This window comes from Solihabitans fulvus (assembly GCF_008386585.1).
Classification (GTDB): domain Bacteria; phylum Actinomycetota; class Actinomycetes; order Mycobacteriales; family Pseudonocardiaceae; genus Solihabitans; species Solihabitans fulvus.
On sequence record NZ_VUOB01000011.1, the window covers coordinates 49,084 to 76,002 of the forward strand.

Consider the following 26,919-nt stretch of genomic DNA (forward strand, 5'->3'; position numbering starts at 1 on the left):
CTTTCGGCTGTCCGGCCGCGCGCCAGGTCACATTTTTCGCATGGAACAGATCGGCACCCGGTCGTGTTCAATGAAGTCAGGAGACGTGCGCTCCGGGGCTCGGTGAAAGTCCGAACCGGCGGTACAGCCCGCGACCCGTCAACGACCTCGTTGGCGGCTGACTCGGTGAGATTCCGGGGCCGACGGTGAAAGTCCGGATGGGAGGCGCGCACGCCACCGACGAGTTCGTGGCGGAGCTGTGCCCGTCGTGCGCTTAGTCGGTGCTGCGTTCTGCCCCGGAGAGCCTGGGGAAGGAGAACGCGGTGAATGTGTTGCTGGAACACGGGTTGACGCTGTTCGGTCAAAAGATCTCCTACGCGGAGCTGGTCGGCCAGCTGTGCGCGTTGGCCGTGGTGTTCCTCGCCCAACGGCGCACCCTGTGGACCTGGCCGGTCAATCTGATCGCGCCGATCCTGCTGTTCGCGGTGTACAGCTCCGCCCATCTCGGCGGGCTGGCGACCAGGCAGATCGTCATCCTGGCCATCTCCGTCTACGGCTGGTGGGCGTGGCACCGCAGGCGCGACCCGATCTTCGGCGTCGCGGTCCGCAAGGGCACCCTGGCCGAGCGGCTCGCCATGGTCGGCGTGCTCGCGGTCGGCACGGTCGTGATGGCCCTGGTGCTCGACGCGCTGAACGCGTCCTGGGCGCCGTGGCCGGACGCCTGGATCTTCATCGGCACCGTCGTCGCCTTCGCCGCGCAGGCCCTCGGCCTCGTCGAGTTCTGGCTGGTGTGGCTGGCCGTCGACGCCGTCGGCGTGCCGTTGCAGATCAAGTCCGGGCTCTGGTTCAGCGCGGCCGTGTACGTGGTCTTCGCGGTCCTGGTGATCATCGGCTGGCGGGACTGGACCCGCACCGCGCAGCGGCGCAGCACGGCCATCGCGGCCGCGCGGTCGGCCGCGACCGCCTGACCCCGAAAAGCGAACGGACCGCTGTGGCGTTGGTGTGCCAACGCCACAGCGGTCCGGTTCGGTCAGGTCAGGCGGAACCAGGGTCGGACGTCTGCGGGCCAGCGGCCTGCACGTCGTCCAGCCGGTACTTCCGCGTGGCCTCGATGACCGTGGCCTGTGCGACCTCGCCCTGCTTCGCCAGCGCCGTCAGCACGCCGACCACGATCGACTGCGCGTCGACCAGGAAGTGCCGCCTCGCGGCAGGCCGGGTGTCGGACATGCCGAACCCGTCCGTGCCGAGCGTGAGCATGTCGTTGGGCACCCACGGGCGGATCAGGTCGGGCACCGCGCGCATCCAGTCGGACACCGCGACCACCGGCCCAGCTGTGCCGGACAGCGCCTGGGTCACGTACGGGACCCTCGGCTCGCTCTCCGGGTGCAGCAGGTTGTGCCGGTCGATCTCGACGGCCTCCTTGCGCAGCTCCGACCACGAGGTGGCGGACCACACGTCGGCCTGCACGCCCCACTCGTCGGCGAGCAGCCGCTGCGCCTCCAGCGCCCACGGCATGGCCACGCCGGAGACCAGGATCTGCGCCTTTGGGCCCGTCTGCCCCTGCGCGGGCGCGTACCGGTAGAGGCCCCGCAGCAGGCCCTCCACGTCCAGGTCCGCCGGCTCGGCCGGCTGCTGGTACGGCTCGTTGTAGACGGTGAGGTAGTAGTACACGTCCTCGGGGTGCTCGCCGTACATCCGGCGCAGCCCGTCCTTGACGATGTGCGCGATCTCGAACGACCAGGCCGCGTCGTAGGAGACCACCGCGGGGTTGGTGTGCGCCAGCAGCAGCGAGTGCCCGTCGTTGTGCTGGAGACCCTCGCCGGTCAGCGTGGTGCGGCCCGCGGTGGCGCCGATCACGAAGCCCCGCGCCATCTGGTCGGCGGCCGCCCAGAAGCCGTCGCCGGTCCGCTGGAACCCGAACATCGAGTAGAAGATGTAGATCGGGATCATCGGCTCGCCGTGCGTGGCGTATGAGGTGCCGACGGCCGTGAACGACGCCGTCGAACCGGCCTCGTTGATGCCCTCGTGCAGGATCTGACCCTGCTGGCTTTCCTTGTACGCCAACATGAGCTGGGCGTCCACGGAGGTGTACAGCTGGCCCTGCGGGTTGTAGATCTTCTGCGTCGGGAACATCGAGTCCATGCCGAACGTCCGCGCCTCGTCCGGGATGATCGGCACCAGTCGGTTGCCGATCTCCGGGTCCTTGGCGAGGTCGCGCACCAGCCGGACGAAGGCCATCGTGGTGGCCACCTCCTGCTTGCCCGACCCGCGACGGATGACCTCGTAGACCTTGTCGGCCGGCTGCGCCAGCGCCTTGGCCTTGCCCCGCCGCTCCGGCAGGTAGCCGCCGAGCTGACGGCGCCGCTCGGCCAGGTACTGGATCTCCGGCGCGTCGGGACCGGGGTGGTAGTACGGCGGCAGGTACGGGTCGCGCTCCAGCTCCTCGTCGCTGATCGGGATGCGCAGGCTGTCCCGGAACAGCTTGAGGTCCTGGAGGGTCATCTTCTTCATCTGGTGCGTGGCGTTGCGGCCGGCGAAGTGCGGGCCGAGGCCGTAGCCCTTGATGGTCTTGGCGAGGATGACCGTCGGCTGCCCGACGTGCGCGGTGGCCGCGTCGTAGGCGGCGAACACCTTGCGGTAGTCGTGGCCGCCGCGCTTGAGGTTCCAGATGTCCTGGTCGCTCATGTCGTTGACCAGGTCCTTGGTCCTCGGGTCACGGCCGAAGAAGTGCTCCCTGACGTACGCGCCGTCGTTGGCCTTGTACGTCTGGTAGTCGCCGTCCGGCGTCGTGTTCATGAGGTTGACCAGCGCGCCGTCGCGGTCGGCGTGCAGCAGGGAGTCCCACTCCCGGCCCCAGATGACCTTGATGACGTTCCAGCCAGCGCCGCGGAAGAACGACTCCAGCTCCTGGACGATCTTGCCGTTGCCGCGCACCGGGCCGTCGAGGCGCTGGAGGTTGCAGTTGACCACGAAGGTCAGGTTGTCCAGGTGCTCGTTCGCGGCGACCTGGAGCACGCCGCGCGACTCCGGCTCGTCCATCTCGCCGTCGCCGAGGAATGCCCAGACCCGCTGGTCGGAGGTGTCCTTGATGCCGCGGTCGTGCAGGTAGCGGTTGAACCGCGCCTGGAAGATCGCGTTCATCGGGCCGAGGCCCATGGAGACGGTGGGGAACTCCCACAGGTCCGGCATGAGCCGGGGGTGCGGGTAGGACGGCAGGCCGCCGCCGGGACCCGCGTGCGAGTACTCCTGGCGGAAGCCGTCCAACTGGTCGGCGGACATCCGGCCCTCGAGGAAGGCGCGCGCGTAGACACCGGGGGCGGCGTGGCCCTGGATGTAGATCTGGTCGCCGCCGCCGGGGTGGTCCTTGCCCCGGAAGAAGTGGTTGAAGCCGACCTCATACAAGGTGGCGGAGGAGGCGTAGGACGAGATGTGCCCGCCGACGCCGACACCGGGCCGCTGGGCGCGGTGCACGGTCATCGCCGCGTTCCACCGCAGGTACGCCCGGTAGCGCCGCTCGGTCTCCTCGTCACCGGGGAACCAGGGCTCCTGCTCGGTGGGGATCGTGTTGACGTAGTCGGTGCTGGTCAGGGCAGGCAGGCCGACACGGCTCTCCCTGGCGCGCTCCAGCAGCCGGAGCATCAGGTAGCGGGCTCGTTGCTGACCGGCGCCCTTGAGCACCTCGTCGAACGACTCCAGCCACTCGGAGGTCTCCTCCGGGTCGATATCCGGCAGGTGCGCGGCCAGCCCGTCGCGAATGACGCGCACCCGCTCCGGGGTGCCCGCGGCGCTGGTGCCGTTGTTCTGCGGGGCCAAGGGTTCTCCTCGCCTGATAGTCGGCTCTCGTCGTTGAGGCCGCGAGACCCGTTTTGGCGGGCCTCGTAGCCGGGCCGGGCCCCCGTTTGTCAGCGGTCCCAACCGTCCCATCGTGCCTCATCGTGGCGCGGGGATCACATTCTCGTCACTGCTACTGGTCAGTATTTCTGAATCGTGTTCTCGCGCGCGCGGATAGGAGGTATGTGCAGCCTGCCTCATGCCCTCGAACGAGGGGGTGGCGGGGTGTCCTAACGGCGTGTCACGGTGTGGACGGTTGCGCAGGTGGGGGTGGGCAGTGTTCGCTAACGTCGACCGGGATTGGCACACCGTGCGGCAGTCGACATGACTGCCGCACTTGCGCAGTTGGAGGAGTGAGTAGCCGTGGTCGCCGCGGGAGATGCCGGCAAGGTCGGCGTCGCCGAGAGGCTCGGGATCGAACCGGGCAACCTGGTCCAGGAGATCGGCTGGGACGATGACGTTGACGACAGCGTCCGTGCCGCCATCGAGGAGAAGGTCGGCAGCGACCTACTCGACGAGGACTCCGACGAGGTCGTTGACGTGGTCCTGTTGTGGTGGCGGGATGGCGACGGTGATCTTGTAGACACCCTCGTGGACGCCGCCACCCCCCTCGCCGAGAACGGCGTGATCTGGGTCCTGACGCCGAAGAACGGCCGGTCTGGGCACGTCGAGCCGAGCGAGATCGCCGAGGCGGTGCCGACTGTCGGCCTTGCTCAGACGTCGAACATCAGCGTCGCGGAGGACTGGTCGGGGACGAGGCTGGTCTCGCCCAAGTCGGCGAAGTCCAAGCGCTGAGCCTGCGAAGCGGTGCCCTAGGCTGGGTTTGGTTCCCAGCGCGGTGGACCGCCGGGCTTCGCCGTGCGTGCGAGCCCGCGAGAAGGCCAGTGCGGCTCAGGAGATGAGGAGGGGGCGCGGAATGGCGCTCGAGGTTGGTTCGGAGGCTCCGGACTTCACGCTCAACGACTACAACAAGCAGCAGGTCACGCTCTCGTCGTTCCGAGGCAAGAGCAACGTGCTGCTCGTGTTCTACCCCTTCGCCTTCAGTGGGATCTGCCAGGGCGAGCTGTGCCAGGTCCGGGACGAGCTGTCCGTGTACGAGGGCGAGAACGTCCAGGTCATCGGCGTGTCCGTGGACACGCCGTTCAGCCTCAAGGCGTGGGCCGAGCAGCAGGGCTACACGTTCCCGCTGCTGTCGGACTTCTGGCCGCACGGCGAGGTCGCCAAGACCTACGGCGTGTTCAACGAGGCGGCCGGCCTGGCCACCCGTGGAACGTTCCTGGTCGACACCGAGGGCACGCTTCGGTTCGTCGAGGTCAACCAGCCCGGCGAGGCCAGGGACCAGGATGCCTGGAAGAAGGCCGTCGCGGCGCTGTCGGCCTGACAACTCCCGCGTGCCGGACGGTCGCTGACCGTCCGGCACGTCAGGGCGCGTAGCTCAGCGGGAGAGCATCGGTCTTACAAACCGAGGGTCGCAGGTTCGAAACCTGCCGCGCCCACCAGCAGCGGAAACACGGAATCTCGGCAGTAGGCGACGGACGCACGGCGCTCAGTGACCCCATAACTGTGAGATCCGAGCACGGACATCACCCGTGGTACCCGACGCACTTCGGTACGGCGTTGAGCCGTTTGCCGGTGTTGCTGTGATCCATCGTGCCGTTTCGTATCGGGCAGCCCAGGTGGGGTGGTTCGAGGAGGCGGCATGACTCCCAGGCTGGTCGCCGGTTTGGTCGGTGTCGCGTTCGCCCTCGCCGGGCTGGCGATCCTGCTGCTACCCGTGGCCGTCAGTTCGGCGGAGGGGGCCGCGCTGTCCTGCGGCAACGCCTTCGGCTGGGGCTCGCAGGAGCGGGCCACCGGGGTCGCCTCGGTGCGGTTTCCCGGCCAGTGCGCGCAGGCCAGGGACACCCGCCGGACATGGGCGCTGCCCGTTGCCGGGTTCGGGGCGCTGCTGCTCGTCGGGGCCGTCGCGCTGCCGAGGCCGGCGGGCCGGCACTCCTGACCCCGGCGGGCCGGGACTCCTGAGCGGATCTTGGAGAGATCTTGCCGACACCGGTCGGCTGGAATACCGCGACGAACCCTCGTGCTGATCGACATGGTGTTCATTCGGCATGGAGGTTTTCGGTGCGCGCACTGTTGGTAGACCACAACTCCCCGGCGAGCCTGCGGCTCGGCGAGGCGCCCGACCCGGAGCCCGGTCGGGACCAGGCGCTGGTCGAGGTGTCGTCGGTGTCGCTGAACCGCGGCGAACTCGGCATGGTCGCCTCGCCGGACCACCCGGCGGGCAGCATCGCGGGCTGGGACGCGGCCGGCGTCGTGATCCGCGCCGCCGAGGACGGCTCAGGACCGGCGGTCGGCACCCGCGTGGTCACCTTCGACTGGAGCGGCGCGTGGGCGACGCTGCGCGCGGTGCGCACCAACGATCTCGCCGTGGTGCCGGACGAGCTTGACCTCGGCCTGGCCAGCGCGCTGCCCGTCGCCGCTGGCACGGCGTTGCAGGCGCTGCGCCGGTTCGGCTCGATCGCCGGCCGGCGGGTGCTGGTGACCGGCGCGTCCGGCGGCGTCGGCCGGTACGCCGTGCAGCTGGCCGCGTTGGCCGGCGCGCACGTGGTCGCCTCGGTCGGCAGCGAGGCGCGCGGCGCGGGCCTCGCCGAGCTGGGCGCGGCGGAGGTCGTGGTCGGCCTCGACTCGGTGCGCGAGCCCGTGTTCGGCGCGCTGGACCTGATCGGCGGCCCGACGCTGGCGACCGCGCACGGCCTGCTTGCCGTCGGCAGCACCGTGCTGTCCATCGGCGCCGCGTCCGGCGAGTCGACGGTGTTCCCGCCCTACTCCACGGTCGGCGTGCTGCGCCGCCTCGAGTCGTTCCGGCTCGCGGACGGCATCGGCGAGGACCTGGCCTATCTGGTCAGCCTGCTCGCGGCCGGTCGGCTGGACCCGCAGGTCGACTGGCGCGGGAGCTGGACGCGCGTCGCCGAGGCGGCCGACGAGCTGATCAGCCGCAGGGTGCTCGGCAAGGTCGTGCTCGACCTCGACTGACCCGACCTCGACCGAGCAGGCGGAACGCGGCAATGCCGGGGCGCCGGGACGTCGGGGTGAACCCCCGGCCGTCCCGGCGTTCCGGCGCCTCGGTCAGTCCTCGACGACGCTGATCGCCGAGGACGGGCACAGCGTCACGGCCTGCCGCACCGCCTCGTGCAGTTCCGCCGGCGGCTCGGCGTCCAAAAGCAGGACCGTGCCGTCCTCGTCCCGCTGGTCGAACACGTCAGGCGCGGTCAGCACGCACTGACCAGAGCCGCAGCACTTGTCCGAGTCAACGACGACTCGCATTGGCGTTCCTCCCTCGACTTGTCACCAGGTGACGGGCAGTTGGTGCACGCCGTAGATGGCCATGGCGGTCCGGAACGGGATCTCCTCCGTCGGCACGGCGAGCCGCAGCGTGGGCACCCTGCGCAGCACCGTCTCCACCGCGATCTGGAGCTCGGCCCTTGCCAGCGGCTGCCCGAGGCACTGGTGCACGCCGAACCCGAACGCGATCTGCCGCCGAGCCTCCCGGGTCACATCCAGCTGGTCCGGGTCGGCGAACTGTTCCTCGTCGCGGTTGGCGGCGGGGAGCGAGACGATCACGCCCTCGCCCGCGCTGATCGTCACGTCGCCGAAGGTCACGTCCTCGAGCGCGACCCTCGGCAGCCCGATGTGCACGATCGTGTGAAACCGCAGCAGTTCCTCCACCGCGCCGGGAATCAGCGTCGGGTCGTCCCGCAGCACCGCCAGCTGGTCCGGGTTCTGGAGCAGGCTGAGGATGCTCAGCGCGGTCATGTTGGCCGTGGTCTCGTGCCCGGCGATGAGCAACAGGAAGCTCATCGAGACGAGCTGCTCCCTGGACAGCTCCCCGGTGGCCAGCCGCTCGACGGCGAGCCGGCTGATCAGGTCGTCGCCGGGCTCCCGCAACCGCCGGTCCACCAGGTCGCCGAGGTAGGCGTCCAACGCCGCGCGGGCGCCCTGGACGTCCTCGGCGGTCGACTCCAGGTTGAGCAGGACGTTGCTGCGGGACTGGAAGAACCCGTGATCCTCGTAGGGCACGCCGAGCAGCAGCGCGATCACGAGCGACGGCACCGGCAGGGCGAACTCGGCCACCAGGTCGGCCGGCGCGGGCTTCGCGAGCATCTCGTCGAGGAACCCGTCCACGATCTCCTGGATCTTCGGCCGGAGCGCGTTCACCCGCTTGATCATGAAGTCGCGGGTGAGCATGCGCCGGAACACGCCGTGCTCTGGCGGGTCCATTCGAATGAACGGGACGACGTCGTCAGGCCTGCGCAGCGCCTGCTGCGCCCTGAGCACCATCGGGAATCCCGGCGTCCGAAGGTCGGCGCTGAACCGTCGGTCGCCGAGCACCACTCGCGCGTCCTCGAGGCGGGTCACCAGCCAGGGCTGGGTCCCGTCCCACAGCGTCACGCGGCTCACCGGCCGTTCCGACCGGATCTCGGCCAGCTCGGTCGGCGGGTCGAGCGGGCGGCTCCGCTGCATGGGGTACTGCGGGGCACTGGTTTCGGTGCTGGTCACGCTACCTCCCCAGAGATCATCGGAGGAAAATCCTCCACTTACATTCGCTACGCTACCGGAACCGGAGGAAAACCCTCCAGTGAATTTCACTAAAAGGAGAAAACCGGTGTCGGAGCGTGAGCAGGGCGCCCGGTTGCGGGCAGACGCCCGGCGAAACCGGGAACAGGTGCTCGCCGCCGCCCGCGATGTCTTCCTGGAACAGGGACCGGACGCACCGCTCGACGAGATCGCCAGGCGCGCGGGCGTCGGCATCGGCACGCTCTACCGGCGCTTCCCCGACCGGGACAGCCTGGTCAGGGACCTCATGGCGGACAACATGCGGCGGGGTCTTGACGAGATGCGCGCCGCCGTCGCCGAGGAGCCGGACGCCTGGCACGCGCTCGTCCGGTTCGTGCGCAGGATGGTCGAGCTGCGCGCTGGCTCGCTCGGCCCGGTGCTGTCCGACCGGATTCGTGCCGATCCCGCCCTCGGCGCGAGCCGGGACGAGCTGGTCGGGCTCGTCGAGGCCACGGTCGAGCAGGCCCGCGCCGACGGGACGCTCCGCGAGGGCATCGGCATGGGCGACATCTCACTGCTCATCGTCATGATCGGCCGGCCGCCGCACGGCCTGGCCGAGCTGACCTCCCGGTGGCAGCCGGCGCGCTACCTGGAGATCATGCTCGACGGGCTCGCCGCGACCAACACCCGCCCGCTGCCGGGAAGGGCGATCACCGCGACCGAGCTGCGCGAGCTGTTCCGCATGATGAAGGGCTGAGGGCCGCGCCGCTTCCGGCGAAGCTACCCACTAGTAGTGCGGCTTGAGATCGGGCATGCTCGGCGCATGGCGTGGATGGTCTACGGCGCGAACGGGTACACCGGCCGGCTGATCGCCGAACTCGCCGTGCGGCGCGGCGAAACTCCGATCCTGGCCGGGCGCTCGCGGGACGCGGTCGCCGAGCTCGCCGGCCGGCTCGGCCTCGAACACCGCGTCTTCGCGCTGGACGCGCCGCAGGACGCGCGGAACGCCCTCGCCGGTGTCGAGGTCGTCGCGCACTGCGCGGGGCCGTTCTCGGCCACCTCCGGGCCGATGGTGGCCGCCTGCCTGGCCACCGGCACGCACTACCTGGACATCACCGGCGAGATCGACGTCTTCGAGGACATCTTCCGGCAGCACGACGCGGCCGAACGGGCCGGTGTCGTGCTGCTGCCCGGCGCGGGCTTCGACGTCGTGCCGACCGACTGCCTCGCCGCGACGCTCGCCGCCCAGCTGCCCACCGCGACGAGCCTTGACCTCGCGTTCGTCGCCGAGGGCGGGATGAGCCCCGGCACCGCGAAGACCACGGTGGAGAGCGGCTTCGCCGGTGGGCGCGTCCGCGAGGACGGCGAGCTGCGGGCCGTGCCGCTGGGCCACCGCAAGGCGATCGCGGTGTTCCGGTCGGGGCCCCGGCGCGTCTCGGCGGTCCCGTGGGGCGACCTGAGCACGGCCTACCGGTCGACCGGCATCCCGAACATCACCACGTACACGACCCTGCCGGGCCCGGTCGGCACCGCGCAGTCGGTGCTCGCGCCGCTGCTGCGCGCGCCGATCACCCAGCGGATCGGCAAGGAACTGGCGGACCGGCTGGTCAGCGGCCCGAGCGAGGCAAGGCGGGCGGCCAGCCATTGCCAGGTCTGGGGCGAGGCGCGGGACGAGGACGGCGGCCGGGTGTCGGCGTCGCTGAGCGGCCCGAACGCCTACTCGCTGACCGCCGACGCGGTGCTGCGCGCCGTGGCGCGGCTGACCGAGGGCGGTGTCGTGCCGGGCGCGCACACCCCGTCGTCCGCCCTTGGCGCGGACTTCGTCACGACCCTGGACGGCGTCGAGGGCCCGTAGCGCGGTGTCCGGGGACGCCTGACGGGTCCTTCCTGGCCCAGCCCGCGTCTCGCGGCGTTGCCGCCACGCCCCCATCCAACAACGGGATGAGGACGCGGCGGCGCCTTGCGAGACACGACCTGGATCCCGGAATCACCCCGACAACATCCCCGGACACCGCGCGGCGCGAACCACGGGCCCTCGTCGACGAACCAAGCGAGCGGGACCTACCTCGCCAGCAGCGAGCTGGCCTCCTGGGCGGCGCTGCCGGCCTCGAGCAGGTGGCCCAGGTTGGCCGGCACCTGCTCGCCGCGCTTCTGCACGGCCTGCGCGTAGAGCCGCCCGGCGCGGTAGGAGGACCGCACCAGCGGGCCGGCCATCACGCCGCTGAAGCCGATCTGCTCCGCGGTGGCGGAGTGCGCGACGAACTCCTCCGGCTTGACCCAGCGCTCCACCGGGTGGTGCCGGGGGCTCGGCCGCAGGTACTGGGTGATCGTGATGATCTCGCAGCCCGCGTCGTGCAGGTCGCTGAGCGCCTCGGTGACCTCGTCCGGGGTCTCGCCCATGCCGAGGATCAGGTTGGACTTGGTGACCAGGCCTGCCTCGCGCGCGGCAGTGATCACGTCGAGGGAGCGCTCGTAGCGGAAGCCGGGGCGGATCCGCTTGAAGATCCTCGGCACCGTCTCCACGTTGTGCGCGAGCACCTCGGGCCGGGAGCCGAACACCTCGGCGAGCTGGTCGGGCTCCGCGTTGAAGTCGGGGATCAACAGCTCGACGCCGGTGCCAGGGTTCAGCTCGTGGATCTGCCGGACGGTCTCGGCGTAGAGCCACGCGCCGCCGTCGGGCAGGTCGTCCCTGGCGACCCCGGTGACGGTCGAGTAGCGCAGGCCCATGGCCTGCACCGACTCGGCGACCCGGCGCGGCTCCTCCCGGTCGAAGTCGGCGGGCTTGCCGGTGTCGATCTGGCAGAAGTCACAGCGACGGGTGCACTGGTCACCGCCGATGAGGAAGGTGGCCTCGCGGTCCTCCCAACACTCGTAGATGTTGGGGCAGCCTGCTTCCTCACAGACCGTGTGCAGACCCTCGCGGCGGACCAGGCCTTTGAGCTCCCGATACTCGGGGCCCATCTTTGCCTTGGTCTTGATCCACGAGGGCTTCTTCTCGATAGGCGTCTGACTGTTGCGGACCTCTAGCCGCAACATCTTCCGCCCCTCCGGTGCGACGGTCACGGGCGTCACCCTACGCCGCGCGCGGGCGTGTCCGGGGTCACGCGAGCGGCGTCCCGCCGTCGCCGAAGGGCATACCCGCGCCTGATGGACAACCTCGATGGGCGGGTCCGTTGTCAGCCAATGGCGGGAACCCATTCCCGTCGCGCTGTCCGAAATATTGTCGGATGTCCTTGTTCGGCATCGGACGTTTCTCACGCCGTGTCATTGGTTGCGTCATTGGTGAAGCTAACCTGGGAATTCCCTGGAAATATGCTCTTCCCGCGATGTGCGAACCTGTAACGGGCCCGAGCAAGGGGCGATTACGTTCAGCGGGGCCGCAACTGCGTGCCTTTGATTGAGAAGCGTGTAAATGCCGCGCACGCGTGAACGGGGTAACCGTGAGATCAATCGGTCGAAATCGACCACTTGTCCTGCTGTTGTCAGTAGTGCTGGGCCTGCTCGTCGGCTCGGCCGCCCTGCCATCGGCCGCCAACGCGGCCTCGGCGCCGCCGCGCATCGACCTGCGGGTGCTCGTCGTCACGGACGGAACGCCGTGGGTCGAGGCGATCAGGGCCGAGCTCGCCGCAGAGGGCGCGCCGGCCACGGTCGTCACCCTCGGTGACAGCACTCGCCCGCAGCTCACCTCCGCGTTCCTCGCGGACCAACTGTCCGACGGCACGCCGCACGCCAAGTTCCAGGGCGTCGTGCTGCCCAGTCAGGCGCCGACCGGGCTCGGCGCCGCCGAACTGACCGCGCTGTCCTCCTTCGAGCAGGACTTCGCGGTCCGCCAGATCACCGGGTTCGCCTATCCCAACGTCACCGTCGGTGAGAACTCGCCGCTGTACTCCGGCGCCCTGGACGGCACGACCGCGCAGGTGACGCCGGCCGCCGCGGCCGCCGGGTTCGGCTACCTGGCTGGTCCGGTGACATTCGAGGACAACGACCCGACAATGACCGAGGCATACGGATATCTGGCCACGGCGCGACCGGACGACCCGGCCACCGGCGCGCACTTCGAGCCGTTCCTCACCGCATCGGTGCCCGGCACCTCGACCACCGGGGTGCTGGCCGGCGTCTATCGCGCGTCCGGCATCGAACAGCTTGTGCTGAACTTCGCCTACAACGGCGATCAGCAGCAGTTCAAGGTGGTTTCACACGGTATTGTCACCTGGCTGACCAGGGGCGTACACCTTGGCTACTACCGCAATTATCTCAGCGTGCACGTGGATGATCTCTTCGGCGCGGACGACCGGTGGAACATCGCCGCGCACTGCACGCCGGGCAACAACGACTGCCCGCCAGGCACGCCGGACACCACGCCGATCAGGATGACCCCGCAGGACGCCGTCGACGCGGCGGCCTGGCAGACCGCGCACGACTTCCGGTTCGACTTCCTGTTCAACGGCGGCAGCAGTGACGAGATCGTCGCCGACCAGGGCTCCGACCCCCTGACCACCACCCTCCAGTCGCTCGCGACGCAGTTCCGGTGGGTCAACCACACCTACACGCACGAGTTCCTCGGCTGCGTGCAGGACTTCACCGTGATCCCGTGGCGCTGCGCGACGGACCCGGCAACCGGCCAGACCGCGTGGGTGAGCCAGCAGTTCATCGACGACCAGATCGCCAAGAACCTGACGTTCGCCCAGCAGCACGGCCTGGCCGTGGTGCCGGACGAGCTGGTCGCGGGGGAGCACTCCGGCACGTTGATCCTGCCGCAGCAGCCGCAGGACAACCCCAACTTCCTCGCCGCCCTTCAGGCGGACGGGATCGGCTGGCTCGGCATGGACGCCTCGCGCGAGCCGGCGCAGCGCCAGGTCGCCTCGGCGCTCGGGGTGCCAAGGCACCCGATCAACGTGTTCTACAACGTGGCCAATCCCGCCGAGGAGGTCGCCGAGTACAACTGGATCTACACGTCGCGGGCCGACGGCGGCAGCGGGATCTGCGAGGACCACCCGGACACCACGACGTGCATCAAGCCGCTCGACGGGGCGACGGGCTACCAGTCCTACATCCTGCCGCTGGAGTCGCGGATCGCGCTGGGACACGTGCTCGGCAACGACCCGAGGCCGCACTACGTGCACCAGTCCAACCTGGCCGAGGGCAGGCTGCTCTACCCGCTGCTGGAGAACATCCTGTCGACCTACCGGGCCGAGTTCGCGGCCAACGCACCGGTGGTCAGCCCCTCGCTGACCGACTCAGGAGTCGCGCTGCAACGGCAGGCCGCCTGGCAGGCGACGCGGGACGCCGGCACCGTCAGCGCGTACGAGCAGGGCGGGGCGGTGACGGTGGAGGGGACGGCCGACGCGAGCGTCCCGGTCACCGTGCCCGACGGCACCACGGTGAACGGCGCGGCCTTCGGCGACGCCTACGCCGGGGAGCGCTCCGGCTACGCCGACGTCGGGCCGTCGCGGGTGCTGACCCTGACGCGGCCGTCGGCCCGAACCCAGCCGTCCTCGGCCCTTCGGGTGCCCGCGGCGCGCATCGTCGCGTCGCTGGCCACCGCGCCCCGGCCGTCGGTGCCGAACCAGGCGGCGCCGCGCAAGGCCAACATCGCGACCGCGGCGACGCTCCCCAGGGCGGCGAAGTAGCCGAGCCGGCAACGGAAAGCGGGGGCGTCCGATCGGTTCGGGCGCCCCCGCCCGACGCCTCAGGACGGCTCGGGGGCGACACCCGTCAGCTCGGCGGTCAGCTCCCACAGCCGCTCGCCCGCCCGGGGATCCCTGGCCGCGGACGTCATCCGCGCCAACGCCGGATGGCCGCGCATGCCGCGGAACCCGTCGGGGCCGTAGTACTCGCCGCCGCGCACGCCCGCCGCCGTCGCCGCGTACAGCTGCGGCAGCGCCCCGGCCTCGACCCGCTGCGCGAACAGCGCATTGACCACCCTGCCGCCGGCGTCCAGCAGTGCGCTGCCCCGGTTGCGGCCCATGTTGGCCGACAGCTCGGTCGCGGTCACGCCGGGATGCACGGCGACGCTGACCAGGTCAAGGCCCTCGGTCCGCACCCTGCGGTCCAGCTCCAGCGCGAACAGCAGGTTCGCCAGCTTGGACTGCGCGTAGCCGGACCAGGCCCGGTACCTGCGGCGCTCGAAGTTCGGGTCGTCGAAGTTCAGCCTGCCCTGCTCGTGCGCGAGGCTGGACAGCGTGACCACGCGCGCGCCCGGCCGCGTGCGCAGCGCGGGCAGCAGCAGCCAGGTCAGGGCGGCGTGGCCGAGATGGTTGGTGCCGAACTGCGACTCGAAGCCGTCGGCGGTGCGGCGCAGCGGCGGTGCCATCACGCCGGCGTTGTTCATCAGCACGTCCAGCGCGTCCCCGGTGCGTTCGCGCACCTCCGCCGCCGCGGCGCGCACCGACCCGAGATCGGCGAGGTCGAGCGCGAGCAGTTCGGCCTCGCCGCCGCCTGCCAGCACCTCGGCCAACGCGCGTTCGCCGCGTTCGGGGGAGCGGCAGGCCAGCAGCACCCGCGCGCCCCTGCCCGCGAGCACGGCCGCGCTGCGCAGCCCGAGCCCGGAGTTCGCGCCGGTGATCAGCACGGTGCGGCCCGACTGATCGGGCAGGTCCGCTTCGGTCCAGTTCGCCATGCGCCATCCCTACCGTTCGGTAGCGGCGGACACCAGTCTTTGCGCGGCTGGTTCGCCGGGTCAGGTCGTGGGCACCAGGCGGCGTAGCAGCTGCTCGACCGGGCCGCGCCGTCGCGCCGGGCGCGTCGGCGTGCTGCGCAGCAGGGCCTGGAACGCCGCGCCGACGCGGGTGATGTCCCGGTCCGGCTCGCGGGCGTCGGCCAGGCCCGCGGCCAGCGCGAGCATCCGCTGTTCGCGCTCGACGGCCCGGCGGGCGGCCTCCTGCTCGGTGTTCAGGTGGGCGTCCAGCACGGCCCGCAGCGTCGGCTGGGCGGTGGCCAGGTCGCGCCAGCCGCGCGTCACGGCGTCGACGCGGTCCACGTCGGGGCTCCGCTCGGCGTCGGCGAGCGCGAGGCCGACCCGGCCGGTGAGCTGCTGCATCCACTTGTAGTGCAGGGCGAGCAGCAGCTCGTCTCGATCGGCGAAGACCGTGCTGGCGCCGGGAATCTCGGTGAAGGGCAGCGGGCCCGCGGGATCGCGCCTGGCCTGCCGCAACACGGCGTCGAGCACGTCACGCCGCAGATAGAAGTCCTGCCAGCTCATGGAAAGCCTCCTCGTCCGTGACCGGGGCCATACCGATGGTCTTCGGCATACTCACGGTATGGAGCGATGGAGTGAACATACCACGAGTACGTACCGGCGGTATGTCGTACGGTTGTGAGCGTGGTGACAACGACGTGGTGACAGGGCGGTCGAGACGTTTGGAGTACTCCGAGTCCACCAGGCAGGCCCTGGTGGACAGCGCCGTCGAGCTGTTCACCAAGCGCGGCTACGCGGGCACCTCGCTCGACGAGGTCGCCAAGCGCGCGCGGGTCACCAAGGGCGCGCTCTACCACCACTTCAGTGGCAAGCAGGCGCTGTTCGAGGCCGCCTTCGACGCGGTCGAGGCCAAGGTGATGGGGCGCCTCGGCGAGATCGTCACCGCACCGGGCGACCCGTGGGAGACGGCCATGGCCGGCCTGCGCGCCTACATCCAGGTCTGCCTCGAGTCCTCTTACCAGCGCATCGTCATCCACGAGGCCCCGGTGGTGATGGGCTGGGAGCGCTGGCGCGAGGCGGAGGAGCACTTCAGCTTCGGCGTGCTCAGGGCGGCGATCGAGCTGCTGGTCGACGCGGGCGAGATCGAGGTCGTGTCGGTGGAGATCACCACCAGGCTGCTGTTCGGCGCGCTGTCCACGGCCGCGACGATGATCGCGAGCGCCTCGGACCCGAAGAAGACGAGCGCGGACGTGGTGGCGTCGCTGACCAGGGTCGTGCACGGGCTGCGCCTGCCGCAGGCCGTACGGCTCGGGGCTGAGTGTGCGGCCGAGTCGAAGTCCTCCGGTCGCCGCTCGCGGCACCGCTGATTTCTCGGTTCAGACGCTCAGATCGCAGTCGATCTGCACATTTCTGCGCGAAAATGCTCCTTGACAATCACCTCCGTGCACACTCTGATGGGTTGGCTTGGTGACCCAGCACACAGTTCCGCCAGCCCCTGCCAGGAGGAACCATGTCAACCCATCGCTGGAGCAGAGCCACGATCGCCGCCGCTTGCCTAGCGGCCGTCGCCCTGCCACTGGCCGGCACCGCGGCCGCCGCCCCCGTCCCGACCACCGCCGCACTCGCCAGGACCGCGCCCGACACCGGCGCGGCCGCCCGACCGCTCGCCCAGCTCGCGCCGACCCCGCCGATGGGCTGGAACGACTGGTCGCACTACCAGTGCGGGCTGACCGAACAGCTGATCACCAGCACCGCCGACACGCTGGTCAGCACCGGCCTCGCCGACAAGGGCTACCGCACCGTCACCCTGGACGACTGCTGGATGGCCACCTCGCGGAACTCCTCCGGCGACCTCGTCGCCGACCAGGGCAAGTTCCCGCACGGCCTCGCCTGGCTCGGCAGCTACCTGCACGCCAGGGGCCTCCAGTTCGGCATCTACGAGGACGCCGGCACCAGCACCTGCGGCGGCTACCCCGGCAGCTGGGGCCACTTCGCCCAGGACGCCAAGCTGTTCGCCTCCTGGGGCGTGGACTACCTCAAGCTCGACGGCTGCAACGTGCCGTCGGTGTCCGGTCAGACCAGCGAGCAGACCTACCGCTCGGCCTACGCCCAGCAGAGCCAGGCCCTGGCCGCCGCGGGCCGCGACATCGTGTTCTCCGAGTCCGCGCCCGCCTACTTCCAGGGCACCCCGGCCTGGTACACCGTGCTCGGCTGGGTCGCCCAGTACGGCCAGCTCTGGCGCGAGGGCTACGACATCGCGACCTACGACCCGAACCGTCCGACCGCGAGCCGGTGGGGGAGCGTGCTTGGCAACTACGACTACAACCACCCGCTCGCCAGGTATGCCGGTCCTGGCCACTGGAACGACCCCGACTTCGTCATCGCGGGCGACCCCGGCCTGACCGCCGACGAGTCGCGGAGCCAGACCGCGCTGTGGGCGATGATGGCCGCGCCGCTGATCCTCGGCGCCGACGTGACCGCGCTGTCGCAGGCCTCGATCGCGACGCTCGGCAACGCCGACGTCATCGCCGTCGACCAGGATTCCCTTGGCGCACAAGGCAGTGTGGTCGCGCAGAACGGCACCGTCGACGTCCTGGCCAAGCCGTTGGCCGGCGGTGACCGGGCGGTGAGCCTGCTCAACCGGGGATCCTCCGCCACGACGGCCAACACCACCGTCGACGCCGTCGGCCTGCTCGGCGGTCCAGGGTGCAGCTACTCCGTGAAGGACCTGTGGAGCGGCGCGACCAGCACCTCAACCGGCCAGTTCGGCGCGACGATCCCGGCGCACGGCACCGCGATCCTGCGGGTGCACCCGTCCGCGGGCTGCGCCGCCGCCCAGCCGACCGGCCAGATCACCGGACCCGGCGGCAAGTGCCTCGACGACACCATGAGCAGCACCGCCGACGGCAGCCAGATCATCCTGTACTCCTGCACCGCCAACCCGAACCAGCGGATGACCCTGCCGGGCGACGGCACCGTCCGGGTGCTCGGCAAGTGCCTCGGCGCGGCCGGCGGCGCGACCTCGGCCGGCACCGCGGTGCAGCTGTTCGGCTGCGACGGCAGCGGCGGCCAGCAGTGGTCCTACCGGCAGAACGGCAACCTGGTGAACCCGCAGTCCGGCCGATGCCTCGACGCCAGCGGCGGCGGCTCCGCCGACGGCACGAAGATCATCATCTGGTCGTGCGGCGCGAACCAGGCCAACCAGATCTGGTCGCTGCCGGCCTGACCCAGGACGGTCGCCCGCACCGGTGGGCGGCGAAGCGCCCCCGTCCCGATGCCCTGCGGCCGGGGCGGGGGTAGCGAACTGTTCGGCGGTTCGTTACGACGTGTAATCGAACGTGTGTTCTACTGAGCGGGTGAAGTTGGCATGAGTGGGCGCGGTCGTTCGGGCGAGGCCGCCCAGTGAGCGCGGTCCTTCAGGCATACCACTTCGCTGTGGACCCGACACCGGCCCAGGACGCCCAGTTGCGATCGCACTGCGGTGGCCAGCGTTACGCCTTCAACTGGGGCTTGGCGCAGGTCACTGCCAACCTGGCGCAACGCGACGCGGAACGCTCCTATGGCGTCCCCGACGATCAGCTGACGCCGTCGGTGTCGTGGTCGGCCTACAGCCTGCGCAAGGACTGGAACCGGGCCAAGGACGCTGTCGCGCCGTGGTGGACCGAGAACTCGAAGGAAGCCTATTCGTCGGGTCTGGCCAACCTCGCCACAGCGCTGAAGAACTGGGCCGACTCCCGCACCGGCAAGCGACATGGCCGCATGGTCGGGTTCCCGAGGTTCAAAGGCAAGCGCAACGCCCTGTCGTGCCGGTTCACCACTGGCGCGTTCGGCCTAGCCGACGCTGACCGCCGACACGTCACGCTGCCCAGGATCGGCCTGGTCCGCACCCACGAGTCCACGCGGAAGCTGGCCCGGCACGTCGAGCACGGCACCGCCCGGATCAGGTCGGCGACCGTGTCGCACCGTCGGGGCCGGTGGTTCGTGTCGTTCTCCGTGGAGATCGACAGGGTCGATCCCGGACCGACCCGACCCGACGCCGTCGTCGGTGTGGACCTGGGCCTGAAGTCCCTGGCCATGCTGTCGACCGGCGAGGTCATCGCCAACCCGAAGCACCTGGAGATCGCCCAGCGGGAACTGCGGCGGCGGCAACGACAAGCCTCCCGGCGGCAGGGGCCCGACCGGCGGACCAACACCACGCCCTCGCAGCGGTGGCGCAGGACCCAGGTCCGGGTCGCTGGGCTGCACACAGCGGTCGCCAACGCTCGGCGGGACGGCCTGCACAAGCTGTCGACTCGCCTGGTGCGCACGTTCGGCGCGATCGTGCTGGAAGACCTCAACGTGGCCGGCATGACCAAGAACCGCCGGTTGGCCCGGCGCGTCGCCGGGGTCGGCATGGCCGAACTGCGCCGGCAGGTCGAGTACAAAGCCCAGTGGGCGGGCGTGCACGTGCACGTCGCGGACCGGTGGTATCCCAGCTCCAAGACATGTTCGGCTTGTGGCGCGGTGAAAGCCAAACTGCGCCTGTCCGACCGGGTCTACACCTGCCACCAGTGCGGTTTCGTGCTGGATCGTGATCTCAACGCCGCCCGTAACCTCGCCAAGCTGGTCAGCGTGGTTACGGGCGGTGGTGGCGGCGAGTTGCGTCGTGACAGCCCGATGGAAACCCAGGTAAGACGACCGCTTGCGGCGCAGCGGGTACTGCCACGGGAAGGCCCCACGGGTCAACGTCGGCGCGGCAACGCGTCGGCTGCCTGAGCACAGTGGACTCACCTTCACTCAGCTTTCAGGTAACGGTAGCTTCGGAAGGCGTGGAACTCAGGATCTTCACCGAGCCCCAGCAAGGGGCCAGTTACGACGACCTGCTCGCAGTCGCGCGGAGCGCGGAGGACGCGGGTTACGACGCGTTCTTCCGCTCCGACCACTACCTGAAGATGGGCTCGGCCGACGGGCTGCCCGGCCCGACCGACGCCTGGACCACGCTGGCCGGGCTGGCCAGGGACACCAGCCGGATCCGGCTGGGCACCCTGATGACCTCGGCGACCTTCCGGTATCCCGGCGTCCTCGCGATCACCATCGCCCAGGTCGACCAGATGTCCGGCGGGCGCGTCGAGTTCGGCTTCGGCGCGGGCTGGTACGAGGAGGAGCACTCCGCGTACGGCATCCCGTTCCCGGCACTCGGCGAGCGGTTCGAACGCTACGGCGAGCAGCTGGAGATCATCACCGGCCTGTGGGCGACACCCGAGGGCGGCACGTTCTCCTTTGCCGGCAAGCACTATCGGCTCGCCGACTCGCCCGCCCTGTCCAAGCCAGCGCAGCGTCCCCGACCGCCGGTGCTGATCGGCGGCATGGGCGCCAAACGCACCCCGGCGCTCGCCGCCCGCTTCGCCGACGAGTTCAACCTGCCCTTCGTCGACGTCGACGCCGCGGCGGCGCAGTTCGGCCGCGTCGAGGCGGCCTGCGCGGCCATCGGCAGGGACCCCGCGGAGATCACCCGCTCGGTCGCGCTGGTGGCCTGCGTCGGCCGGGACGACAGCGAGGTCGCCCGGCGCGCGGCCGTGATCGGCCGGGACGCCGACGAACTGCGCGCCAACGGACTGGCCGGCACCCCGGCCGAGGTGGTCGACCGGCTCGGCCGGTGGCGCGAGCGGACGGGCATCAGCCGCGTCTACCTCCAGCTGCTGGACCTGGCCGACCTCGACCACCTTGAGCTGGTCGCGGCCGAGGTGGCCCCGCAGCTGCGCTGACCGGCGTGCGCGTGGTGTCGGGGCGGAGCCGTCCGCCCCGACACCACGGGACGTCAGGTGTTCAGCGCGAAGGTGACGCCGGGGCTGACGACCGGCTCCTGTCGCGGCAGCCAGCGGTCGGTCATCGGCAGCTCGCCGTTCAGCGAGGCGAGCACCGCGTCGCGGGCCAGCGGCAGCACCCCGGCCACGGTCACGGTCCTGCCCAGCTCGCCGGTCAGCGACGCGACCCCGGCGTCCCGGATGCCGCACGGCACGATCCGGTCGAACGCCGAGAGGTCGGCGTCGCAGTTGATCTCGAAGCCGTGCATGGTCACGCCGCGCTGCACGCGGATGCCGATCGCGGCGATCTTGCGCTCGGGGCCTCGGTCGTCGGCGGCGATCCACACGCCGCTGCGGCCGTCGACCCGGCCGGTCGGCACGCCGAACTCGTCGCACACCGCGATCAGCGCCTGTTCCAGCCGCCGCACGTAGTGCACGACGTCCAGCGGCTCGGCCAGCCCGACGATCGGGTAGCCGACCAGCTGCCCCGGCCCGTGCCAGGTGATCTTGCCGCCCCGGTCGACGTCGATCACCGGGGTGCCGTCCACCGGACGCTCGTCGTCGGTGGTGCGCCGCCCCGCCGTGTACACCGCGGGATGTTCCAGCAGCAGCATCGTGTCGGGGCCCGTGCCGTCGGCGCGCGCCAGCGCCAGCTCCCGTTGCAGGTCCCACGCGGCCTGGTAGTCGATGGTGCCAAGCTCGCGCACATGCACGGGGTCACCGGATGCGCGGCAGGAGATCTCAGGACCAGTCACGACCACGAATCTACGCCGAGGGAGCGGCGCGGGTTGGCAGCAGCCCGAGCAGCGCGGCCGCGACCAGCCCGACCCCGCCGACGGCCAGCATCGCGCCGAGCACGTCGGTCGGCCAGTGCATCCGCAGCACCACCCTGCTGACCCCGGTGACCAGCACCGCGAGCAGCGCAAGCAGCGCCACCGTGCGCAGCTGCCGAGCCGCGAGCCGCGCGCACAGCACGACGGCGACCACGGCGACGGAACCCACCGCCGTCACGTGCCCGCTCGGGTAGCTCCACTGTGGATAGTCGATCGGCCGCACCCTGCGGTAGGCGTAGCGGGCGAGGACGGTGAGCCAGCACACGCCAAGCAGCAGGCCGCACCGCAGCAGCAGCCACGCGGCCTCGTGCCGCCGCCGCAGGCACTGCACGCCGGCCAGCGCGCCGAGCAGCACCAGCACACCCGTGGCAAGGCCGGGGCTGAGCACCGTGCTGACCACCCGCGCCACCGTGCCGAGCGGTCCGGACCGCGATTCGCCGACGGCCCGCAGCGCCCAGGCGTCCGGCGCCGGCACGGTGGCGTGCACAGCCCAGCCGAGCAGCACGGAGGCCGCGGCCAGCAGCGCGCCGAGCAGGATCGCCGGTCGCCTGGTCGCGCGTCCGGTCATCGCGACAGCGTGGCGTTGAGCGCGGCGTTGAGGGACGAGTGCGCGAAGGTGAAGCCGTGTCGTTCCAACACCCTCGGCACGGCGCGTTGGCCGACCAGGACGGCCTCGTCGGCGAACTCGCCGAGCACGAGCCGCAGCGCGAACCCGGGGATCACCCACGGGGTCGGGCGGCCGAGCGCGCGGCCCAGCGCCCTGGTGAACTCCGCGTTGGTCACCGGGCCGGGCCCGGTGATGTTGACCGGCCCGGCCACCTCGTCGTGTTCCAGCACGAACCGGATCGCGGCGACCGCGTCGTCGATGGAGATCCATGGCTGGTACTGCCTGCCGTTGCCGAGCTGCCCGCCGAGCAGCATCGAGAACAGCGGACGCAGCCTGCCCATCAGCCCGCCGGACGGCGACAGCACCAGTCCCGTGCGCAGCAGCGCCACCCGCACCCCGCCGTCCTCGGCTGGCGCGGTGGACAGCTCCCACTCGCGCACCAGATCCGCGAGGAAGCCCGTGCCCGGCCCGGCGGTCTCGTCGGTGACCCGGTCGCCGGTGTCGCCGTAGTAGCCGACCGCCGAGGCGTTGACGAGCGTGGCCACCCCGTGTTCGGCGGCGGCCGAGGCGAGCACCTCCGTCGGCACCGTGCGGCTGTCCCGCAGCACCTGCTTGCGCGCCTCGTTCCACCGCTTGTCGCCGACGCCGGCCCCGCACAGGTTCACCACCGCGTCGACGCCGTCCAGCGCGCCGTCCTCGATCCGGCCGGCGGGCGGATCCCAGCGCCGCTCGTCCGGGGCGGCCGGGCGGCGGCGCACCAGGCGCAGCACCTCGTGCCCCGAACCTCGGAGTAAGGCGACCAGGCTGGTACCCATCAGGCCGGAGGAACCGGCGACCACCACACGCATGGGTTGATCGTCGCCGACGGCGGCCCCGAACGCGACCCCACGAAAGCCGGAGTGCGAAAAACACTAGGCGGGAGAACGGCGGAGGCCCCGCCGCTGTCGCGACGGGGCCTCCTGGTGCAGCTGTGCGCGGGCCTACAGGCCCAGGTCGGCCTCGAAGGAGCCTTCCTCGAGCCGGTTCTTGACGGTGGTCAGGAACCGGCCGGCGTCCGCGCCGTCGACCAGGCGGTGGTCGTAGGTCAGCGCCAGGTACGCCATCGAGCGGATGGCGATGGTGTCGTCGCCGTTCGCGTCGGTCAGCACGACGGGGCGCTTCTTCACCACGCCGACACCCAGGATGCCGACCTGCGGCTGCTGGATGATCGGCGTGTCGAACAGCGCGCCGTTGCTGCCGAGGTTGGTCAGCGAGAAGGTGCCGCCGGACAGCTCGTCCGGGGTGACCTTGTTCGCCCTGGTGCGGGCCGCGAGGTCGGCGATCTTGTGCGCCAGCCCGGCGAGGTTGAGGTCGCCGGAGTTGTGCATCACCGCGTTGAGCAGGCCGCGCTCGGTGTCCACCGCGAGGCCGAGGTGCTCGGCGCCGTGGTAGGTGACCGTCTTGGCTTCCTCGTCGATCGACGCGTTCAGCTTCGGGTGCTGCTTGAGCGCCTCGATGGTGGCCTTGGCGAAGAACGGCAGGAAGGTCAGCTTGACGCCCTCGCGGGCCTCGAAGTTGGCCTTGGCCTGCGCGCGCAGGCGGGCGATCTTGGTGACGTCCACCTCGAACACCTGGGTGAGCTGCGCCGACATCTGGAGCGACTCGCGGGTGCGCTGCGCGACGATCTGCCGCAGCCTCGGCAGCTTCTGCACGGTGCCGCGCAGGCCGCTGGTGTCCACCGCGGACGCGACAGGCGCGGCAGGCACGCCGGCCGCGCGCTGCGGCGCGGCGGCGGGTGCCGGGGCCTTGGCGGCCTCGACGGCGGCGAGCACGTCCTGCTTGCGGATCCGCCCGCCGACGCCGGTGCCCTTGAGGGCGTTCAGGTCGACACCGTTCTCGGTGGCGAGCTTGCGCACCAGCGGCGTCACGTACGGCGAGCCGTTCGCGCTGTCGTCCTGGCTCTGCTGGGCCACGGGCGCCGCCGGGGCGGGCGCGGCCACGGGAGCGGGCGCGGCCTGAACCGGGGCGGGGGCCTGGACCGGCGCGGGAGCCGGCGCGGCGGCGACCGGCGCGGGGGCCGGAGCAACCGGGGCGGGCGCGGGAGCCGGGGCAGGCGCGGCGGCCGGAGCGGCGCCGGCCGCGCCGATCACCGCGAGCTGGCCGCCGACCTCGACGGTGGCGTCCTCGCCCGCGCTGATCTCCAGCAGCGTGCCGGCCACGGGCGAGGGGATCTCGGTGTCCACCTTGTCGGTGGAGACCTCCAGCAGCGGCTCGTCGACCTCGACGCTGTCGCCGACCTGCTTGAGCCACCGGGTGACGGTGCCCTCGGTGACGCTCTCGCCAAGGGCGGGCATCGTCACCGAGGTGCCGCTGGCGGCCTGCGCGGCCTGCGCGGCCTGCGCGGCCGGGGCGGGGGCCTCGGCGACCGGGGCGGGCGCGGGAGCCGCGGCGGCGACCGGCGCGGGGGCCGGAGCAACCGGGGCGGCCACGGGCGCGGGGGCCTGCGGCTCGGCGGGCGCGTCCGCGCCGTCGCCGATCACCGCGAGTTCCGCGCCGACCTCGACGGTCTCGTCTTCCTGGGCGACGATGCGCTGCAACACGCCTGCGGCGGGGGAAGGGATCTCGGTGTCCACCTTGTCGGTGGAGACCTCGAGTAGAGGCTCGTCGACCTCGACCCGGTCACCCTCCTGCTTGAGCCACCGGGTGACGGTGCCCTCGGTGACGCTCTCGCCGAGCGCTGGCATCTGGACGGAGAAGGCCATCGTTCGCTGACTCCTCGTGCTTTCGTTGCTCGCTTGGCTGACCTTGTGCCGACGTCAGCCGTGCACGTGCAGCGGCTTGCCGGCCAGGGCGAGGAACGCCTCGCCGAGGGCCTCGGTCTGGGTGGGGTGGGCGTGGATCAACGGAGCCACGTCCTCCGGGAAGGCTTCCCAGTTGTAGATCAACTGCGCCTCGCCGATGAGCTCGCCGACGCGCTCGCCGACCAGGGTGATGCCGACCACCGGGCCGTCTGGCGCCTTGACCAGCTTGACGCCGCCGGAGGTCTTCAGGATCTGGCTCTTGCCGTTGCCGGCCAGGCTGTAGACGTAGGTCTCCGCGGAGCCGTACTTCTCCTTGGCCGCGGCCTCGGTGAGACCCACCGACGCGACCTCGGGGTTGCAGTAGGTGACCTTGGGGATGCCCGACTCGTCGATGACCTTCGGGTTCTGCCCCGCGATGTCCTCGGCGACGAAGATGCCCTGCTGGAAACCGCGGTGCGCGAGCTGGAGGCCGGGCACCAGGTCGCCGACGGCGTACACGTTGGGGAGGTTGGTGCGCAGCCGCTCGTCGGTGATGACGAAGCCGCGCTCCATGGTGACGCCGGCCTCCTCGTAGCCGTGGCCCGCGCTGTTCGGGCCGCGGCCGACGGCGACCAGAAGCAGGTCGGCCTCCAGCGACTCGCCGGACTCCAGGCTCACGGTCACGTTCGCCTCGGACTGGACGGCCCCGGTGAACCGGACGCCGGTCTTGAACTTGATCCCGCGCTTGCGGAACGCGCGCTCCAGCTGCTTGGAGGCCCACTCGTCCTCGAGCGGCACCAGCCGGGGCAGCGCCTCGACGATCGTCACGTCGGCGCCGAAGGAGCGCCACACGCTGGCGAACTCGACGCCGATCACGCCGCCGCCGAGCACCACGACGCGGTCCGGCACGTAGTCCAGGTTCAGGGCCTGGTCGCTGGTGATGATCCGGCCGCCGATCTCCAGACCCGGCAGGCTGCGCGCGAAGGAACCCGTTGCCAGCACGACGTTCTTGCCGATGTACCGGTCGCCGTTGACCTCGACGGTGTTCGGGCCGACGAACGTGCCGGCGCCCTCGACGAGGGTGACCTTGTTGGCCTTCGCCAGGCCCTGGAGGCCCTTGTAGAGGCCGCCGATGATGCCGTCCTTGTACGAGTTCACCCCGGCCATGTCGATGCCCTCGAGCGAGGACTTCACGCCGAACTGGTCGCCGTCGCGGGCCGAGTCCGCGACCTCCGCCGCGTGCAGCAGCGCCTTGGTCGGGATGCAGCCGCGGTGCAGGCAGGTGCCTCCGAGCTTGTCCTTCTCGATCAGGACGACGGACAGGCCCAGCTCGGCCGCGCGGAACGCGCAGGCATAGCCGCCCGAGCCGCCGCCGAGGATCACAAGGTCGGCGGAGGTGTCGGTCACGGGATCTCCTCGACAGGCAACGTTGACGGTGGTGACATGTCTTTCGCGCGGGTGCGCGCGTGGACCTGGCCATCTTGTCACTTCCTGCGCGGTTGTCGCGACGCGGCCCAGTACGGGTGTCCTCCTGACGTGGTTCGACCACGCCGCGTGGCCGGACCTGGCACCATCGATGGTCGATGACCGAGGAGGTGGCCCGATGGGACTGTTCGATCGTTTTCGCAGGAACAAGCGCGCCGGTGTGCTGCGTACGGCCACGTCCACGGACACCAGTCATCTGGAGGAGTGGGCGACCAGCCGCATGGGCGTCGAGGCCTACGTCGAACCGCGCACCACGGTGACCGAGACCACTGTGGTGTTGATCGCCCACGACGGCGAGTGGACGCGGCGGCGCATCGACGGCGTGGACGGCGCGCAGAAGCTCGGCCGAAAGCTGAGCATTCCCGTGTACGAGGTCGCGAAGGTCGGCTACCCCAAGCGCATGCGCGAGTACACCGCGCGCCGACGCGCCGCGGAGCGCGACACCGGCAGCTAG

At 71.0% G+C, this 26,919-nt stretch carries 24 protein-coding genes, 1 tRNA gene and 1 riboswitch; of the genes, 14 read left to right on the forward strand and 11 right to left on the reverse strand.

Annotated features, from left to right (window positions below):
* Nucleotides 1-84 precede the first annotated feature (84 nt).
* Nucleotides 85-213, forward strand: a riboswitch (FMN riboswitch).
* An 89-nt stretch (nt 214-302) separates the two neighbouring features.
* On the forward strand, nt 303-947 hold the full coding sequence (gene pnuC / locus F0L68_RS07875; RefSeq protein ID WP_149848812.1) for a nicotinamide riboside transporter PnuC: 645 nt from the start codon (nt 303-305) through the stop codon (nt 945-947).
* A 67-nt stretch (nt 948-1,014) separates the two neighbouring features.
* Here the strand turns inward: pnuC and aceE are convergent, their stop codons facing one another.
* On the reverse strand, nt 1,015-3,792 hold the full coding sequence (gene aceE / locus F0L68_RS07880) for a pyruvate dehydrogenase (acetyl-transferring), homodimeric type (RefSeq protein ID WP_223198584.1): 2,778 nt from the start codon (nt 3,790-3,792) through the stop codon (nt 1,015-1,017).
* A gap of 381 nt (nt 3,793-4,173) precedes the next feature.
* On the opposite strand from aceE, the gene F0L68_RS07885 reads away from it, so the two are divergent.
* The 5 genes from F0L68_RS07885 to F0L68_RS07905 all read left to right on the forward strand — a co-directional run bounded on the left by F0L68_RS07885 (nt 4,174) and on the right by F0L68_RS07905 (nt 6,840).
* Nucleotides 4,174-4,605, forward strand: a complete 432-nt coding sequence (locus F0L68_RS07885; protein WP_149848814.1) for a DUF3052 domain-containing protein — start codon at nt 4,174-4,176, stop codon at nt 4,603-4,605.
* 121 nt (nt 4,606-4,726) lie between these two features.
* Nucleotides 4,727-5,191 carry a peroxiredoxin gene (locus F0L68_RS07890; RefSeq protein ID WP_149848815.1) on the forward strand — a complete coding sequence of 155 codons (465 nt, stop codon included), beginning with the start codon at nt 4,727-4,729 and terminating at the stop codon, nt 5,189-5,191.
* A 43-nt stretch (nt 5,192-5,234) separates the two neighbouring features.
* A tRNA-Val gene (locus F0L68_RS07895) sits at nt 5,235-5,309 on the forward strand.
* A 200-nt stretch (nt 5,310-5,509) separates the two neighbouring features.
* Nucleotides 5,510-5,806, forward strand: a complete 297-nt coding sequence (locus tag F0L68_RS07900) for a hypothetical protein (protein WP_149848816.1) — start codon at nt 5,510-5,512, stop codon at nt 5,804-5,806.
* A 122-nt stretch (nt 5,807-5,928) separates the two neighbouring features.
* Entirely contained in the window at nt 5,929-6,840 is a 912-nt protein-coding gene (locus F0L68_RS07905; RefSeq protein ID WP_149848817.1) for a zinc-binding dehydrogenase, read from the forward strand.
* A gap of 93 nt (nt 6,841-6,933) precedes the next feature.
* Here F0L68_RS07905 and F0L68_RS07910 read toward each other — a convergent pair whose 3' ends face one another.
* Entirely contained in the window at nt 6,934-7,131 is a 198-nt protein-coding gene (locus tag F0L68_RS07910; RefSeq protein WP_149848818.1) for a ferredoxin, read from the reverse strand.
* 21 nt (nt 7,132-7,152) lie between these two features.
* Complete coding sequence (locus F0L68_RS07915; protein ID WP_223198585.1) at nt 7,153-8,364, reverse strand: cytochrome P450; 1,212 nt, start codon at nt 8,362-8,364, stop codon at nt 7,153-7,155.
* Nucleotides 8,365-8,470: 106 nt separating this feature from the next.
* On the opposite strand from F0L68_RS07915, the gene F0L68_RS07920 reads away from it, so the two are divergent.
* Nucleotides 8,471-9,118: a TetR/AcrR family transcriptional regulator gene (locus F0L68_RS07920; protein WP_188316450.1), complete on the forward strand. Its 648-nt coding sequence runs from the start codon at nt 8,471-8,473 to the stop codon at nt 9,116-9,118.
* Between the two features lie 66 nt (nt 9,119-9,184).
* On the forward strand, nt 9,185-10,216 hold the full coding sequence (locus F0L68_RS07925; RefSeq protein WP_149848820.1) for a saccharopine dehydrogenase family protein: 1,032 nt from the start codon (nt 9,185-9,187) through the stop codon (nt 10,214-10,216).
* 206 nt (nt 10,217-10,422) lie between these two features.
* Here F0L68_RS07925 and lipA read toward each other — a convergent pair whose 3' ends face one another.
* The gene (gene lipA / locus F0L68_RS07930; protein WP_149848821.1) at nt 10,423-11,424 is read right to left on the reverse strand and encodes a lipoyl synthase; all 1,002 of its coding nucleotides are present in this window, start codon (nt 11,422-11,424) and stop codon (nt 10,423-10,425) included.
* 416 nt (nt 11,425-11,840) lie between these two features.
* Between lipA and F0L68_RS07935 the strand changes: the two genes are divergently transcribed.
* A complete protein-coding gene (locus F0L68_RS07935; RefSeq protein ID WP_188316451.1) occupies nt 11,841-13,991 on the forward strand; it encodes a hypothetical protein in 2,151 nt (716 codons plus the stop codon).
* Nucleotides 13,992-14,050: 59 nt separating this feature from the next.
* Here F0L68_RS07935 and F0L68_RS07940 read toward each other — a convergent pair whose 3' ends face one another.
* Complete coding sequence (locus F0L68_RS07940; RefSeq protein WP_149848822.1) at nt 14,051-14,980, reverse strand: oxidoreductase; 930 nt, start codon at nt 14,978-14,980, stop codon at nt 14,051-14,053.
* A gap of 60 nt (nt 14,981-15,040) precedes the next feature.
* Nucleotides 15,041-15,562, reverse strand: a complete 522-nt coding sequence (locus tag F0L68_RS07945; protein WP_149848823.1) for a hypothetical protein — start codon at nt 15,560-15,562, stop codon at nt 15,041-15,043.
* Between the two features lie 101 nt (nt 15,563-15,663).
* Here F0L68_RS07945 and F0L68_RS07950 point away from each other — a divergent pair, with 101 nt between their 5' ends.
* The 4 genes from F0L68_RS07950 to F0L68_RS07965 all read left to right on the forward strand — a co-directional run bounded on the left by F0L68_RS07950 (nt 15,664) and on the right by F0L68_RS07965 (nt 20,742).
* Nucleotides 15,664-16,365, forward strand: coding sequence for a TetR/AcrR family transcriptional regulator (locus F0L68_RS07950; protein WP_149848824.1), 702 nt, complete (start codon nt 15,664-15,666; stop codon nt 16,363-16,365).
* Nucleotides 16,366-16,508: 143 nt separating this feature from the next.
* Nucleotides 16,509-18,224, forward strand: a complete 1,716-nt coding sequence (locus F0L68_RS07955; RefSeq protein WP_149848825.1) for a glycoside hydrolase family 27 protein — start codon at nt 16,509-16,511, stop codon at nt 18,222-18,224.
* A 209-nt stretch (nt 18,225-18,433) separates the two neighbouring features.
* Nucleotides 18,434-19,753 carry an IS607 family element RNA-guided endonuclease TnpB gene (gene tnpB / locus F0L68_RS07960; RefSeq protein WP_188316452.1) on the forward strand — a complete coding sequence of 440 codons (1,320 nt, stop codon included), beginning with the start codon at nt 18,434-18,436 and terminating at the stop codon, nt 19,751-19,753.
* 53 nt (nt 19,754-19,806) lie between these two features.
* Nucleotides 19,807-20,742 (forward strand): LLM class F420-dependent oxidoreductase, encoded by a 936-nt coding sequence (locus tag F0L68_RS07965; protein WP_149848843.1) that lies wholly within the window; start codon nt 19,807-19,809, stop codon nt 20,740-20,742.
* A 53-nt stretch (nt 20,743-20,795) separates the two neighbouring features.
* Here the strand turns inward: F0L68_RS07965 and lipB are convergent, their stop codons facing one another.
* From lipB to lpdA, 5 genes are all read right to left on the reverse strand, one after another.
* Nucleotides 20,796-21,536 (reverse strand): lipoyl(octanoyl) transferase LipB, encoded by a 741-nt coding sequence (gene lipB / locus F0L68_RS07970; RefSeq protein ID WP_149848826.1) that lies wholly within the window; start codon nt 21,534-21,536, stop codon nt 20,796-20,798.
* Between the two features lie 10 nt (nt 21,537-21,546).
* Nucleotides 21,547-22,182 (reverse strand): phosphatase PAP2 family protein, encoded by a 636-nt coding sequence (locus F0L68_RS07975; RefSeq protein WP_188316453.1) that lies wholly within the window; start codon nt 22,180-22,182, stop codon nt 21,547-21,549.
* Nucleotides 22,179-23,069 carry a TIGR01777 family oxidoreductase gene (locus F0L68_RS07980; protein WP_149848827.1) on the reverse strand — a complete coding sequence of 297 codons (891 nt, stop codon included), beginning with the start codon at nt 23,067-23,069 and terminating at the stop codon, nt 22,179-22,181. The genes F0L68_RS07975 and F0L68_RS07980 overlap by 4 nt, the downstream gene beginning before the upstream one ends.
* 132 nt (nt 23,070-23,201) lie before the next feature.
* A complete protein-coding gene (sucB, locus tag F0L68_RS07985) occupies nt 23,202-24,962 on the reverse strand; it encodes a 2-oxoglutarate dehydrogenase, E2 component, dihydrolipoamide succinyltransferase (RefSeq protein ID WP_149848828.1) in 1,761 nt (586 codons plus the stop codon).
* A gap of 54 nt (nt 24,963-25,016) precedes the next feature.
* The gene (lpdA, locus tag F0L68_RS07990; RefSeq protein WP_149848829.1) at nt 25,017-26,387 is read right to left on the reverse strand and encodes a dihydrolipoyl dehydrogenase; all 1,371 of its coding nucleotides are present in this window, start codon (nt 26,385-26,387) and stop codon (nt 25,017-25,019) included.
* Between the two features lie 196 nt (nt 26,388-26,583).
* On the opposite strand from lpdA, the gene F0L68_RS07995 reads away from it, so the two are divergent.
* Nucleotides 26,584-26,919, forward strand: a complete 336-nt coding sequence (locus F0L68_RS07995) for an oxidoreductase (RefSeq protein WP_149848830.1) — start codon at nt 26,584-26,586, stop codon at nt 26,917-26,919.

Bases quoted from the DNA above. Each gene is read 5' to 3' on its own strand.
- F0L68_RS07900 (WP_149848816.1), top strand. From the start codon at position 5,510: ATGACTCCCAGGCTGGTCGCCGGTTTGGTCGGTGTCGCGTTCGCCCTC.
- F0L68_RS07940 (WP_149848822.1), bottom strand. From the start codon at position 14,980: ATGGCGAACTGGACCGAAGCGGACCTGCCCGATCAGTCGGGCCGCACC.
- F0L68_RS07980 (WP_149848827.1), bottom strand. From the start codon at position 23,069: ATGCGTGTGGTGGTCGCCGGTTCCTCCGGCCTGATGGGTACCAGCCTG.
- F0L68_RS07975 (WP_188316453.1), bottom strand. From the start codon at position 22,182: ATGACCGGACGCGCGACCAGGCGACCGGCGATCCTGCTCGGCGCGCTG.
- F0L68_RS07925 (WP_149848820.1), top strand. From the start codon at position 9,185: ATGGCGTGGATGGTCTACGGCGCGAACGGGTACACCGGCCGGCTGATC.
- F0L68_RS07955 (WP_149848825.1), top strand. From the start codon at position 16,509: ATGTCAACCCATCGCTGGAGCAGAGCCACGATCGCCGCCGCTTGCCTA.
- F0L68_RS07910 (WP_149848818.1), bottom strand. From the start codon at position 7,131: ATGCGAGTCGTCGTTGACTCGGACAAGTGCTGCGGCTCTGGTCAGTGC.
- F0L68_RS07995 (WP_149848830.1), top strand. From the start codon at position 26,584: ATGGGACTGTTCGATCGTTTTCGCAGGAACAAGCGCGCCGGTGTGCTG.
- sucB (WP_149848828.1), bottom strand. From the start codon at position 24,962: ATGGCCTTCTCCGTCCAGATGCCAGCGCTCGGCGAGAGCGTCACCGAG.
- F0L68_RS07945 (WP_149848823.1), bottom strand. From the start codon at position 15,562: ATGAGCTGGCAGGACTTCTATCTGCGGCGTGACGTGCTCGACGCCGTG.
- F0L68_RS07890 (WP_149848815.1), top strand. From the start codon at position 4,727: ATGGCGCTCGAGGTTGGTTCGGAGGCTCCGGACTTCACGCTCAACGAC.
- F0L68_RS07950 (WP_149848824.1), top strand. From the start codon at position 15,664: ATGTCGTACGGTTGTGAGCGTGGTGACAACGACGTGGTGACAGGGCGG.